Raw genomic sequence first — 12,522 nt, 5'->3', positions numbered from 1 at the left:
GCTGAAGCCTCAGACAATCAATTTGCGACGGCGGCCGCGGTCTGCTTGAGCGTCGGCGCGGCCGGCACCGTGTGCTGCCAGAACGTCCCGGTCCGGCCCTTCTCGAGGCCCGCCTGATAGAGCGCCCGCATATACCCGGTATCGAAGCCCTTGGCGGCGGAGGCCTTCGGGCCGTTCTCGTCGATATAGGTCAGGTTGAAGCCCATGCCGTTGCCGCGTGCCAGGGCGTAGGTCGCCGTCAGGGTGGCACGCGAGCGGGCGCGGCTCGCCGTCGTGAACGAGCGCTCGACGATCGACAGGGTGTTGTCCTTCGTCACCTCGAAATCCGGCTCCAGGCGGCCGTTGATCACCACGTAGATGTTGGCTTTGCCGCCGGTGCGGATCTTGCCGTCGCGGAGCAGCAGCGTCTGCGGCAGGGTAAAGACCGGCGTGACCACCGAGCCGTCGACGTGCATCTCCTGGAAGCGGGAGTCGGCGGCGGTCACGTCGATCATTTGCGGCGGGAACACCGCCGGGATGCTGGCCGAGGCGGCCAGCACGTCGCGGAACAGCTCCAGGGCGTTCGGCGCGCCGCTCGACGCGATCACGCCCATGTTCCAGATCACCGCACGCTGGGAATCGAGATTGGTCGTCACGACCATGAGGCGGCGGCCCTTGGCATGCTCCTCCGCGATGGCGGTGAGCAGCTCCGGGGTCACGTAGCGGGCGATCAGGTTGCGCAGGCGCCCATCCCCGAACAGGCCGGAGCCGAACAGCACGTTGGCGATGTTGGGCGAGGTCACCAGCTCGCCGGCGACGCCGCTGGTGTAGAACTCGGTGAGGTACGGATCGTAGGCCGGGCCCAGGAACGCGAAGGGCGCGATCAGCGCGCCGGTGGACACACCCGAGACCAGGCTGAATTCCGGGCGGGTGCCGGAGGCCGTCCAGCCATTGAGCACGCCGGCCCCGTAGGCGCCGTCGCCGCCGCCGCCCGACAGGGCCAGATAGTTGAAGCCGGCGGAGCGGCGCTGCGGATTGCCGGCGAGTTCCGCGATCGTGTCCACCGACGCGTCGGCATAGACCCGCGCCCCCGGGATGCCGGGTACACTGGCGAACGCGGCCTGCTCGGCCGTGTAGGCGGTGCGTGGGACGCTGCCGCAGGCCGCCACCTGGCCGGCCAGCCCGAGCGCGACCAGCACGCGCAGCCCCCCCTGACGGTAACCCATCGTCCTCACCTCGGATAACAGCAACGCTCGCCCCTTTTGCCACACGGAAGCAGCTTGGCCGTAACGGCGTTCCCGCCGAGCTTAGCATTCGGCACGATTGTGATGCGATTGCGCCGGCCTGTGACGCCGGCGACACGCCGTCCCGGGATCGCTCTGCGCTTCCGACGCCGGTAACCACCTTCTCGGACGAGGGAGCCATTGCCGGTGGACAGGGCCGGTCTCCGTCTCCGGGGCGCCCTTGCAAGCGTCGCGAACGCCGCGCTAGGGTCCAGCCGTGGCCTGACGAGACAGGGTGTCGCACGCGGTGCGGCATCCGACGCGCATGGGTGACGCGCACGGGTGCGGTTCGCACCGGCAGAACGGCCGGGCGGGTCTGTATGATCCGGAACGCACCCCGTCACGCGGGTATAGCGCGCGGGCCGCAGGGGGCGGAGGGGGACTATGGAAGCGGGCCTGAGCTGGACGGATGATCGCGTGGCGCTCCTGCGCCGGCTGTGGGAAGACGGGCAAAGCGCGAGCAAGATCGCGGCGCAGCTCGGCGGCGTCACCCGCAACGCGGTGATCGGCAAGGTGCATCGTCTCGGCCTGGGCGGCCGCGCCCGAGGCGGCGAGGAGGCTCCCGCCGCAGCGCAAACCGCAAAGGCCGTGGAGATCGAGACCGCCATCGCGGTGGTCGAGACCCAGGCGCCCGAGCCGGTGGCGATCCTGTCGCATCGTCCCGCGCCGGTCTTCCCGGCACCAGCCCCAGCGGCCCCCGAGCCGGTGGCGCTGTCGGTGTCGCAGCGGGTCACGATCATGGACCTGCGCGAATCCATGTGTCGGTGGCCGCTAGGCGACCCGACCACGCCGGAATTCCGGTTCTGCGGCGCCCGCTCGATCACCGGGCTGCCCTACTGCACCCACCACGCCGAGATCGCCTACCAGCCGGCCGCGGAGCGCAAGCGCGACCGGCGCGTCGCCTCGTTCCGCTAGCCCCCCGGAGGCTCAGCGGACGACGACACCGGTCTCGCCGAGATAGCGACGCGTGCCGGGGTTGAGCTGCGTCGCCGGCACAAGTCCGGACAGGTTCTTCGGATGGCTATCCGCGCCCTGCGGATGGCGGGCGACCATATCGGCCCGGGCCAGGGCCCGGACGATCCGATACGCCGTGTCGGCCTCGAAGCCGGGCCGCGCGAGCACGAGGCTCCAGGAGCCCACCGTCTCGATTGCGGCGGACTGACCGGGGAAGCTGCCGGGTGGCACGATCAGGCGCTGAAGCGCCGCGCCGGGCTGCGCCAGCCGCGCGATGCCGGCCTCCGACGGCCCGAAGAACCGGGCGCCGCCCGGCGCTTGCGCCATCGCGAGGAAACCTGGCCAGCCGAGGCCGCCGCCCCAGAGAGCGTCGGCGTGGCCATCGCGCACCATGGGCGGCCCGTCGCCGGCCTGGGCGAGCAGGATCGGGCGGATGTCGCGCTCGGGATCGAGCCCCGAAGCTTGGAGTGCGCTACGGCCCATCACGGTGAGGCCGGACTTATGCGTGCCCAACACCACCGTCCGCCCGCGCAAATCCTCGACCGCGCGAATCGGGCTCGCCGCGGGAACGGCGAACAGGCCGGGCGAGGGGTACATCGGCGCCAGAACCGTGAGGCCGCCCGGCTCAGCCAGGGCCGGATAGGCGTATTCGCCCTGGACCAGGGCCAGGTCGACCCGGCCGGCGCGCAACAGCCCGATATTCTCGGCCGAGCCGCCGCTGGCGCGCGTTTCGATGGCGAGTTCGGGATCCGCCGCGCGGATCGCTGCCGCGAAGGCATCCCCGAAGGCCGGGAAGCCGCCACCCGGTGTCGCGGTGGCAAGAACGACGCGCGTCGGCTCCGCAGCACAGGTCGACCGTACGAGAACGAGGCCAAAGGCGGCCAGAAGACCGGCGCGGCGAGTCGGGCCGGCGGCAGCGAGTGGACGGCGTTTCATCGGTCATCCCTCGTCGGCAGCCATCCGCGGCGCGGCGTATCGCATCGGGCGAGAGAACGATATTCCACAAAACGACTGCGCATCAGCCGCCTTCTTCCATAATCGGGAATATTCCCCACCGCCGGCAAAAAGAACTTTCGTACAGGCCACTTAGCCCGATTGCCCCCGGTTCGGCGACGCGATATCGCAGCCTCCTGTCCGCCGGCCGGCCGAGGCTCCCCTTGGCACGGATCGCCCGGACCCGACATCCGTTCGACTTGAGACCTGCAGGAGTTCCGCGATGGCCGATTCCCTCAACGCGCCGGCGAAGGTCGGCCACGGCCGTGTCTACGGCTCGATCACCGAGACCATCGGCAACACCCCGCTGGTGCGCCTCAACCGCCTGCCCAAAGAGCACGGCGTCGATGCCGAGATCCTGCTGAAGCTCGAATTCTTCAACCCGATCGCCAGCGTGAAGGACCGTATCGGCGTCAACATGATCGACGCCCTGGAGGCCGCGGGCCAGTTGCAGCCCGGCGGCACGCTGGTCGAGCCGACCTCCGGCAACACCGGGATCGCGCTGGCCTTCGTGGCCGCGGCGCGGGGCTACCGGCTGATCCTGGTGATGCCGGAGACGATGTCCATCGAGCGGCGCAAGATGCTGGCCTTCCTGGGTGCCGAGCTGGCGCTCACCCCCGGCGCACAAGGCATGAAGGGCGCCATCGCGAAGGCCGAGGAACTGCTCAAGGAGATCCCGGGCTCGGTGATGCCGCAGCAATTTTCGAACCCGGCCAATCCCGAGATCCACCGCAAGACCACGGCCGAGGAGATCTGGACCGATACCGGCGGCCAACTCGATGCCTTCGTGGCCGGCGTCGGCACCGGCGGCACCGTGACCGGCGTCGGCGAAGTCCTGAAGCCGCGGCTGCCCAACCTCAAGGTCTTCGCGGTGGAGCCGGTGGATTCCCCGGTGATCTCCGGCGGCCAGCCCGGCCCGCACAAGATCCAGGGCATCGGCGCGGGCTTCATCCCGGGGAACCTGCACACCGACATCCTCGACGGCGTGCTCAAGGTCTCCAACGACACCGCCTTCGAGACCTCGCGGGCGCTCGCCCGGCTCGAGGGCATCCCGGGCGGCATCTCCACCGGCGGCAATGTCGCGGCGGCGCTGGAACTGGCCAAGCGGCCGGAATTCCAGGGCAAGCGGATCGTCACGATCGCCTGCTCGTTCGCCGAGCGCTATATCTCGTCGGCCCTGTTCGACGGGATCGGCTAGCACCGGGCGGGGCAGCTCCACGCCACGCACCGACACTGACGATGACCTCTCAAGCCGCGCCGGTTCTCTTGGAGCCGGCGCGGCTTTGGCGTTTCGGAACGATAGCGGCTGCCTATTCCACGAACTATTCCGTCCAAGTTATCGCGCTGAAGTACCAACTGTCGCGAGCAATAGATTAGCCTCAATGATCCACGACTTCGATCGGGTGGCGCCTCTCATCAATCTTGTCGATTTGTCCCGGTTTATACCCAGTATCCTTCAGCATCATCCGTGATCTGCGCGCCGCGCGACGACGCATCGAGACCCAAATCTTGGAAAACCTTCGCGCATCGGTCATGTGAGTCCCGGGCCCCTCGCCCCGCCGACGATCCAAGACCGGACGGACATCCCCGCATGCGCTGGCTTCTCGTTCTCCTCGGCTGCTTCATCGCCCAGGCTGCGCAGGCGCAGGGCTTTGCCAGCCACGACCTCACGGGATTCGTGGACCGGGTCCGGATCGCGATCGACACCAAGGCCTCGGTGCAGGCGACCCCGCTGACCCTGACCGTGACCTGTGCCCCGTGCCGGGGTTCGCCCATAGCCGATATCGAGCTCGGACGCCTGAACGACGGAACCGAAAAGCGGGTGCGATCCGGGGCGACCACCTTCGCCAAGCTCGAATCGCTGTGCATCCAGCAGAACCCGGATTGCCGCCTCTCGGCTCTGCCGGTGAGCCCGGCCATCGGGTGGATCACCGTCTATGGGCTGGGAAATGGCGGCGGATCGACCGCGGTGATCCTGCGCGACGGCGACCTGCTGATGATCCAGGCCAAGGCCGACAGCCCGGGGCACGCCGAGGATTCGGTGCGGGCCCTGGTGCAGAACCTTGCCCCCAGGATCGTCGGCCCCTGAATGTGATTCACCGCCGGCAGCCCGCGGACCGGACGGCTCCGAGGGATCACCGGCGCCGACGCAACCCTGATCTCCCGCCCCCGTTGTCCCGCCACAGCGCACAGCAGGAGAGGCAGGAGCCATGGCAGAGCAGACGACACGGCCGTCGTTGAAGGACTTCAACGCCAATGCCGACCGCAACGGTCAGGATCTCGGCCAGGATTCGCCCCTCGACGTGGGTCTGCCTGCCAACACGCAGGCCGACCTGAAGCGCGATCCGGCGGGCGACGCCCAGGCGGCGCGGATCGCCTCCGGCACCCCGGGCTCGGACGCCACCGACGCCACCGAGGCGGAGACGCCACCCGAGAACCTGAAGAAGCTGCAGGGCGAGTTCGGCAAGGCTTCGGACAAGGGCTCGAGCCTGGGCGAGGCGATCGACCGGGCCACCGCGGCGGTCGGCCAGGACGATGGGAAACGCTGATGGGCAGGCTCACCAGCGATTCCGGAACCGTTACCCGCAAGCCCGACGACACGGTCGGCTCGAAGGGCGAGCCTCCGGCGGGCGGCGGTCACCAGACTGCCGAACAGGCAGCGATCACCGATATGGGTTCGGGCGAAGCGGCCAAGACCGAGTCCAAGGAGGGGTGGGGCCAATCCGGCGAGGCCGGACGCTCACCCCCCGCTGTCGGCGGCTCGTCGGGCGGCCATTCGGACCAGACAGCGTCGCGGGGCCCGGCCGCCGACCAGAAAGTGGCCGACGGACACTATCGCGTCGAGCAGGAGGACAAAAAGTGAGCGAGCGCGAAGAGCCGAAGCCGGAGAAGCCGGCCAACGTCGCGCCCGACGCGGTGAAGGACCCCAACGAGAAGACCGACGGCAAGCCCGGGATGGGTCCGCAGGGCGACAAGAGCCAGAACGACGAGACCGACCCCGGCGGCAGCTGAGGTCTCTTTTCGAGATGGCCGCAGACCTCGGGGCATGAGCCCCAAGGTCGATGCGGGGTTCTAATCGTTTGGGATACGCGCTCAGGAAAGCCGGACGCGGATCGGCTCGACGGCCAACGCGACCTCGTCCGGACGGCAACCGGTCTCGACGCAGGCGTAGCGGATCGCGTCCTGGCGGGTCCGAAACAGGCCCCCTGCCCTGCCGCCGGTCTCGACGGCGACCCAATGGCCTTCGCCATCCTGGCCGACGAGATACGGAGCGGCTGCCGGGGCCGAGCGGGCCGGCAGGTTGGCGTTCAAGGCGACGGGCATCGGGGTCACGGGGTTTCATGCGGCCCGCTCGGGCCGTCCCGCCGAGCCGGAATGCTCTGCGGGACGGCTCGGTGGGTCAACCGGGGAGCAGAATGAAGTCCCCATCGGCAACCGGGCCTGAGCGCCCGGTTGCCCGGCATTCAGCTCAGGCGGCAGTGTCCTTCGACGAGCGCTCGACGCGCTTGCGGTCGTTCGGATCCAGCACGGTCTTGCGCAGACGGATCGACTTCGGCGTGACCTCGACCAGCTCGTCGTCCTGGATCCAGGCGAGCGAGCGCTCCAGGGTCATCCGGATCGGCGGCGTCAGGCGCACGGCCTCGTCCTTCGAGGTGGTGCGGATGTTGGTGAGCTTCTTGCCCTTAAGCACGTTAACCTCGAGATCGTTCTCGCGGTTGTGCTCGCCGATGATCATGCCCTGGTAGACCTTCCAGCCGGGCTCGATCATCATCGGACCGCGGTCTTCGAGGTTCCACATGGCGTAAGCCACGGCCTCGCCCTTGTCGTTGGAGATCAGCACACCGTTGCGGCGGCCCGCGATCTCGCCCTTGAACGGCTCGTAAGCCTTGAACAGGCGGTTCATGATCGCCGTGCCGCGGGTGTCGGTGAGCAGCTCGCCCTGGTAACCGATCAGGCCGCGGGTCGGGGCGTGGAACACGAGGCGCAGGCGATCGCCGCCCGAAGGCCGCATCTCCAGCATCTCGGCCTTACGCTCCGACATCTTCTGGACGACGACGCCCGAATGCTCCTCGTCGACGTCGATCACGACCTCTTCGATCGGCTCGAGAAGTTCGCCATTCTCGTCCTTCTCGTAGACGACCCGCGGACGAGAGACCGCGATCTCGAAGCCCTCGCGGCGCATGGTCTCGATCAGGATGGCGAGCTGCAATTCACCGCGACCGGACACATAGAAAGAATCCTTGTCGGACGCTTCCTCGATCTTGAGCGTGACGTTGCCCTCGCCCTCCTTGAACAGGCGGTCGCGGATCATCCGGCTGGTGACCTTGTCGCCCTCGGTGCCGGCGAGCGGCGAGTCGTTGACGATGAACGACATGGTCACGGTCGGCGGATCGATCGGCTGGGCCTGGATCGGCGTATCCACCTGCGGATCGCAGAACGTGTCGGCCACGGTGCCCTTGATCAGGCCGGCGATGGAGACGATGTCGCCCGCCTCGCCGATATCGATCGGCGCGCGCTCCAGGCCCCGGAAGGCGAGGATCTTCGAGACGCGGCCGGTCTCGACGACCTTACCATCCCGCGACAGCACTTTGATCTGTTGGTTCGGCTTGACGGTGCCCGACGCGATGCGGCCGGTGATGATCCGGCCCAGGAACGGGTTGGCCTCGAGCAGGGTGCCGAGCATCCGGAACGGACCCTCTTCAACCTTGGCCGGCGGCACGTGCTTCAACACGAGCTCGAACAGCGGCTTGAGGCCCACCGACGGGTCGGCCTCGGGGCTGTCGGCCATCCAGCCGTTGCGGCCGGAGCCGTAGAGGATCGGGAAGTCGAGCTGATCATCGGTGGCGTCGAGCGCCGCGAACAGGTCGAACACCTCGTTCACGACCTCGGTGATGCGCGCGTCCGGACGGTCGACCTTATTGATCGCCACGATCGGGCGCAGGCCGATCTTGAGCGCCTTGCCGACCACGAACTTGGTCTGGGGCATCGGCCCCTCGGCGGCATCCACCAGCACGATCACGCCGTCGACCATCGACAGGATGCGCTCGACCTCGCCGCCGAAATCGGCGTGGCCGGGGGTGTCGACGATGTTGACCCGGGTGTCGTCCCAGACGACCGAAGTCGCCTTGGCCAGGATCGTGATGCCACGCTCCTTCTCCAGGTCGTTGGAGTCCATTGCCCGCTCCTCGACCCGCTGATTCTCGCGGAAGGTGCCGGACTGGGCCAGCAGCTTGTCGACGAGCGTCGTCTTGCCGTGGTCGACGTGGGCAATGATGGCGATGTTGCGCAGATTCATGGCGGCCCGAAACGGGTTGTGCCGGCTCCCTGGCGGCCGCGCGGCGCGGCCGTCCGCGCCGGGTGAGGTACGGTCGAGGTGGTTGCGTCGCAATATAAGCCCGCGGGCCCCGCGGCAAGGCCAGCGGATGCATGCCGGTACGCCGTTGCGCGCGGCGTCCCCTGCTAAACCACACGTGGTGCCAGCAAATTTCGGGCTCGAAGCGGCAGCGATCCACCTTATCGCACGCCGTAGTCTCGTCGTTTTGCTGCGAAGTCCGTTCCGCCCAACCGTTCGCGTACCGTAAACCGCTACGGCTTGCCGGCGGTGGCGATTCGTCGCCCCTGCACCTGCCCGGCAGGGTCACCGGACGAGAGCGGAGCGGACGATTATGGGCGACAGGGTGGCTCTCGTGACGGCGGGCGGCAGCGGCATGGGCGCGGCCGCCGCCCAAAAGCTCGCCGCCGACGGTTTCGCGGTCGGGATCCTGTCGTCGTCCGGCAAGGGTGAGGCGCTGGGTCAGGAACTGGGCGGGTTCGGCGTGACCGGCTCGAACCAATCTGCCGAGGACCTGCAGCGCCTGGTCGACGGGGCGATGGCCCGCTGGGGCCGGGTCGATATCCTGGTCAACAGCGCCGGACATGGCCCCCGGGCGCCCCTGCTCGACATCACCGACGCGCAGTGGCACGCCGGCCTGGACACCTATCTGATGAACGTGGTGCGGGCGGCGCGCCTGGTAACGCCGATCATGCAGGCGCAGCGCGCCGGCGCGATCATCAACATCTCGACAGCCTGGGCCTTCGAGCCGAGCCCGATGTTCCCGACCTCGGCGGTGTTCCGGGCCGGGCTCGCGGCCTACACGAAGCTGTTTGCCGACACTTACGCGGCCGACAATGTCCGCATGAACAACGTGCTGCCAGGCTGGATCGACAGCCTGCCCGCCGCGGAGGAGCGCCGGCTCAGCGTCCCGATGGGCCGCTACGGCCGCACCGACGAGATCGCCGCCACGGTCGCGTTCCTCGCCTCGGACGGCGCGGCCTACATCACCGGGCAGAACCTACGCGTCGATGGCGGAGTGACCCGCTCCATCTGAACCGCCGCACCACGCCCTGCGGTACGCACAGCGCAGCACGCAATCCGTGATCGGATGGTGCCGCCGTGCGCCCGGCATGCCCTATATGACGGCGCGATGACACGACGGCCGCGCAGCGGGACCGCGCGGTTGCACCAACGGGACCGGCGGCCTGCGTCCGATGCCGCCAAGCTTACGCAATGGAACCGCATCGTCCGATGACGTTTTCGCTCAGATCTGTGCGTGGGCGCACACCGAGCCGGCATCGTTTTCGCCAGGAGAGACCTTTGCCGGACGTTCCCGATGCGCGAGCTTGAGCCGCGGCTCTTTCCCTACATCTGGCGCTACTCCAAGGCCGAGCAGCTCAAGATCTGCGCCGTGGTGCTGGCCTCGCTGCCGTTCTACTTCGCCTCGCTCGACCTGCCGAAGCGCATCGTCAACGATGCCATAACCGGCAAGGCCTTCGCGCATGGCGAGGCCACCGCCCCTTTCCTCGACGTGACGATCCACTGGCCGGACCTGCTGGGTGGCGGCACGACGCGCGTGTTCGAAGGCTTTCAGTTCGACCGGTTCGAGCTGCTGCTCGGGCTCTCGACCCTGTTCCTGGTGCTCGTGCTGATCAACGGCGCGTTCAAGTTCTACATCAACCTGCAGAAGGGCATCCTCGGCGAGCGGATGCTGCGCCGGCTGCGCTACCAGCTGTTCTCCCTGATGCTGCGCTTCACCCCGGAGGCGCAGCGGGAGGTGAAATCCTCCGAGACGGCGACGATCATCCGCGACGAGGTCGAGCCGATCGGCTCGTTCATCGGCGACGCGATCGTGGTGCCGGTCTTCCTCGGCACCCAGGCCGCGACCGCGCTCGCCTTCATCATGATGCAGAACATCTGGCTCGGCCTCGCGGCCGGCGGGATGGTGGCGGTGCAGATGACCGTGATCCCGCGGCTGCGGCGGCAGATCATCCTGCTCAGCCGCCAGCGCCAGATCGCCTCGCGCAACCTGGCCGGCCGGGTCGCCGAGGTGCTCGATGGGCTGCAGGCCGTGACGCTCAACGACACCGGCCGCTGGGAGCGGGCCGAGATCGGCGGCCGGCTCTACAGCCTGTACGACCTGCGCCTGCGCATCTACCGGCGGAAATTCGCGGTCAAATACCTCAACAACCTGCTCGCGCAGATCACGCCGTTCCTGTTCTACGCCATCGGCGGCGTGTTCGCCCTCAAGGGCGAGCTCGATATCGGCCAGCTCGTGGCGGTGCTCGCGGCCTATCGCGACCTGCCGCCGCCCCTGAAGGAGCTGATCGACTGGGACCAGCAGCGCCTCGACGTCGAGGTGAAGTACGAGACCGTGGCGGCGCATTTCGGGCCGCAGCGCCTCCTGCCCGCGGAGCGGGAGAAGCAGGGGACGCCGCCGCTGCTCGGCAGCCCGCTGCGCGCCGAAGCCCTGGCGCTGCGCGATCCACAGGGGGGCCTGCCGATCGAGATCGGCGATGTCCAGGCCGCGCTGCCGGGCCGGTTCGCCCTGGTCCCGCCCGGACCGATCGCGCAGGAATTCGCCCGGACGCTCGCGGGCCTGCGGGTTCCGACCAGCGGTTCGATCCGGATCGGCGACCACGACCTGTCGACCCTGCCGCGATCGACCCGTGCCCGCCGCATCGCCTTCGCCGATCTCGCACCGGTCCTGTTTCCCGGGACGGTGCGCGACAACCTCCTCTACGGGCTACGGGTCAAACCCCTGCGGACGACGAGCCTCGACCTGAGCAAGGCGCGGATCAACGAGGCGGTGAAGACCGGCAACCCGGCCGACAGCATCGACGACCCCTGGATCGACTACGCCCGGTTCGGCGTCCGCGATGCCCGGGAACTCGACGAGCGCCTGCTCGACCTGCTCTTCCGCCTGGATCTCGGCGACGACCTGTACCGGTTCGGCCTCGGCGCGCTCAGCACGGTGGTCCACGACACGCCGGCGGGCCAGCGCATGATCGCCGCCCGGGAGCATCTGCGCGAGCATTTCGCCCAGAGCGGGCTCGCCGACCTGGTGATCCCGTTCTCGCGCGGCAGCTACAACGTCCAGGCGACCGTGGCGGAGAACCTGATGTTCGGAGTGCCGCGCGACCCGACCCTGACGGATCCGCGGCGGCTCGCGGGCGTGCGGCTGTTCCGTGAGGCGCTGGAGCGGGCGAAGCTCCTGGACGATCTCGACCGGATGGGCGTGGCGATCGCCCAGAACCTCAAGGACATCTTCGCCGACGTGCCGCCGGGCCACCCCCTGTTCCGGCGCTTCTCGCTGATCACCCCGGACGCCCTGCCCGAGTATCTGCGCCGGCTCGCCCGCCTGCCCGCGGAGGGCCGGCTGGACGAGGCGGACAGCGTGGCGTTCCTGGCGCTGGCGCTCGCCTATGTCGAGCCGCGGATGCGCTTCGGCCTGCTCGACCAGCCGCTCAAGCTCCGGATCGTGGGCGCGCGGGGCGTGGTGCAGGCGTTCATGCACGGCCATGACGGCTGCGACATCGAATCCTACGACCCGAACCGGATCAATCCGCGCAGCACCGTCCTCGACAACCTGCTGTTCGGCCGCATCGACACCGCGCGGATGCATGGCGAGCAGATCGTCCAGCGCGAGGCCCGGGCGGTGTTCCGCCAGTTCGACCTGGAGCGGCCGGTCCAGCGGCGCGGCCTCGACCAGCAGGTCGGCAACCGCGGCCAGCTCCTGACCGAGCGCGTGCGCGTCCGGATCGGCCTGGCCCGGGCGCTGCTGCGCGACCCGGAGATCCTCGTGGTCGAGCGGGTCAGCGAGCAGCTCGAGCGCGGCGTGGAAACGCTGCTCGACGTGACGGCGGCGGTTCTGCCCAAGGGGAGTCTCGTGGCGAGCGTGTCCAGCGAGGCGGATGCCGCGCGCTTCCCGACACGGCTGGCGCTCCGGCCCACCGAATCCCGTCTGCGCAACGCCGCCGAGTGAAGCGAACGCGGCGG

At 68.9% G+C, this 12,522-nt stretch carries 12 protein-coding genes; 8 read left to right on the top strand and 4 right to left on the bottom strand.

From position 1 onward, the window contains the following. Nucleotides 1-17: 17 nt before the first annotated feature. Nucleotides 18-1,205: a patatin-like phospholipase family protein gene (locus MKL20_RS18470; protein ID WP_244037888.1), complete on the bottom strand. Its 1,188-nt coding sequence runs from the start codon at nt 1,203-1,205 to the stop codon at nt 18-20. 441 nt (nt 1,206-1,646) lie between these two features. Between MKL20_RS18470 and MKL20_RS18465 the strand changes: the two genes are divergently transcribed. Then, nucleotides 1,647-2,177 carry a GcrA family cell cycle regulator gene (locus MKL20_RS18465; RefSeq protein WP_244037887.1) on the top strand — a complete coding sequence of 177 codons (531 nt, stop codon included), beginning with the start codon at nt 1,647-1,649 and terminating at the stop codon, nt 2,175-2,177. 12 nt (nt 2,178-2,189) lie between these two features. Here the strand turns inward: MKL20_RS18465 and MKL20_RS18460 are convergent, their stop codons facing one another. Continuing rightward, a complete protein-coding gene (locus MKL20_RS18460) occupies nt 2,190-3,152 on the bottom strand; it encodes a TAXI family TRAP transporter solute-binding subunit (RefSeq protein ID WP_244037886.1) in 963 nt (320 codons plus the stop codon). Nucleotides 3,153-3,432: 280 nt separating this feature from the next. On the opposite strand from MKL20_RS18460, the gene cysK reads away from it, so the two are divergent. From cysK to MKL20_RS18435, 5 genes are all read left to right on the top strand, one after another. Beyond that, a complete protein-coding gene (cysK, locus tag MKL20_RS18455) occupies nt 3,433-4,407 on the top strand; it encodes a cysteine synthase A (RefSeq protein ID WP_244037885.1) in 975 nt (324 codons plus the stop codon). A 393-nt stretch (nt 4,408-4,800) separates the two neighbouring features. Then, a complete protein-coding gene (locus tag MKL20_RS18450) occupies nt 4,801-5,298 on the top strand; it encodes a hypothetical protein (protein ID WP_244037884.1) in 498 nt (165 codons plus the stop codon). Between the two features lie 121 nt (nt 5,299-5,419). Beyond that, nucleotides 5,420-5,758, top strand: a complete 339-nt coding sequence (locus MKL20_RS18445) for a hypothetical protein (RefSeq protein WP_244037883.1) — start codon at nt 5,420-5,422, stop codon at nt 5,756-5,758. Then, nucleotides 5,758-6,072 carry a hypothetical protein gene (locus MKL20_RS18440; protein WP_244037882.1) on the top strand — a complete coding sequence of 105 codons (315 nt, stop codon included), beginning with the start codon at nt 5,758-5,760 and terminating at the stop codon, nt 6,070-6,072. The genes MKL20_RS18445 and MKL20_RS18440 overlap by 1 nt, the downstream gene beginning before the upstream one ends. Beyond that, nucleotides 6,069-6,221 carry a hypothetical protein gene (locus tag MKL20_RS18435; protein WP_244037881.1) on the top strand — a complete coding sequence of 51 codons (153 nt, stop codon included), beginning with the start codon at nt 6,069-6,071 and terminating at the stop codon, nt 6,219-6,221. The genes MKL20_RS18440 and MKL20_RS18435 overlap by 4 nt, the downstream gene beginning before the upstream one ends. Nucleotides 6,222-6,302: 81 nt before the next feature. Here MKL20_RS18435 and MKL20_RS18430 read toward each other — a convergent pair whose 3' ends face one another. Together MKL20_RS18430 and typA are read right to left on the bottom strand one after the other, a co-directional pair. Further along, nucleotides 6,303-6,533, bottom strand: coding sequence for an RAG2 PHD domain containing protein (locus MKL20_RS18430; RefSeq protein ID WP_244037880.1), 231 nt, complete (start codon nt 6,531-6,533; stop codon nt 6,303-6,305). 145 nt (nt 6,534-6,678) lie between these two features. Then, a complete protein-coding gene (typA, locus tag MKL20_RS18425; RefSeq protein WP_243968522.1) occupies nt 6,679-8,505 on the bottom strand; it encodes a translational GTPase TypA in 1,827 nt (608 codons plus the stop codon). Between the two features lie 370 nt (nt 8,506-8,875). Here typA and MKL20_RS18420 point away from each other — a divergent pair, with 370 nt between their 5' ends. Together MKL20_RS18420 and MKL20_RS18415 are read left to right on the top strand one after the other, a co-directional pair. Further along, nucleotides 8,876-9,577 (top strand): SDR family oxidoreductase, encoded by a 702-nt coding sequence (locus MKL20_RS18420; protein ID WP_279594838.1) that lies wholly within the window; start codon nt 8,876-8,878, stop codon nt 9,575-9,577. A 282-nt stretch (nt 9,578-9,859) separates the two neighbouring features. Next, on the top strand, nt 9,860-12,508 hold the full coding sequence (locus tag MKL20_RS18415) for an ABC transporter ATP-binding protein/permease (RefSeq protein WP_244037879.1): 2,649 nt from the start codon (nt 9,860-9,862) through the stop codon (nt 12,506-12,508). The last annotated feature ends 14 nt before the right edge of the window (nt 12,509-12,522 follow it).

It is taken from the genome of Methylobacterium sp. E-066 (genome assembly GCF_022829635.1).
Classification (GTDB): domain Bacteria; phylum Pseudomonadota; class Alphaproteobacteria; order Rhizobiales; family Beijerinckiaceae; genus Methylobacterium.
The sequence above is the reverse complement of the archived record's forward strand: the minus strand, read 5'-3'. Positions and strand labels throughout refer to the sequence as shown.

Excerpts from the sequence above, each read along its gene's own strand:
- MKL20_RS18460 (WP_244037886.1), bottom strand. The coding sequence starts at position 3,152 with ATGAAACGCCGTCCACTCGCTGCCGCCGGCCCGACTCGCCGCGCCGGT.
- MKL20_RS18420 (WP_279594838.1), top strand. The coding sequence starts at position 8,876 with ATGGGCGACAGGGTGGCTCTCGTGACGGCGGGCGGCAGCGGCATGGGC.
- MKL20_RS18445 (WP_244037883.1), top strand. The coding sequence starts at position 5,420 with ATGGCAGAGCAGACGACACGGCCGTCGTTGAAGGACTTCAACGCCAAT.
- MKL20_RS18415 (WP_244037879.1), top strand. The coding sequence starts at position 9,860 with ATGCGCGAGCTTGAGCCGCGGCTCTTTCCCTACATCTGGCGCTACTCC.
- MKL20_RS18440 (WP_244037882.1), top strand. The coding sequence starts at position 5,758 with ATGGGCAGGCTCACCAGCGATTCCGGAACCGTTACCCGCAAGCCCGAC.
- MKL20_RS18470 (WP_244037888.1), bottom strand. The coding sequence starts at position 1,205 with ATGGGTTACCGTCAGGGGGGGCTGCGCGTGCTGGTCGCGCTCGGGCTG.
- MKL20_RS18450 (WP_244037884.1), top strand. The coding sequence starts at position 4,801 with ATGCGCTGGCTTCTCGTTCTCCTCGGCTGCTTCATCGCCCAGGCTGCG.
- MKL20_RS18430 (WP_244037880.1), bottom strand. The coding sequence starts at position 6,533 with ATGCCCGTCGCCTTGAACGCCAACCTGCCGGCCCGCTCGGCCCCGGCA.
- typA (WP_243968522.1), bottom strand. The coding sequence starts at position 8,505 with ATGAATCTGCGCAACATCGCCATCATTGCCCACGTCGACCACGGCAAG.
- cysK (WP_244037885.1), top strand. The coding sequence starts at position 3,433 with ATGGCCGATTCCCTCAACGCGCCGGCGAAGGTCGGCCACGGCCGTGTC.
- MKL20_RS18465 (WP_244037887.1), top strand. The coding sequence starts at position 1,647 with ATGGAAGCGGGCCTGAGCTGGACGGATGATCGCGTGGCGCTCCTGCGC.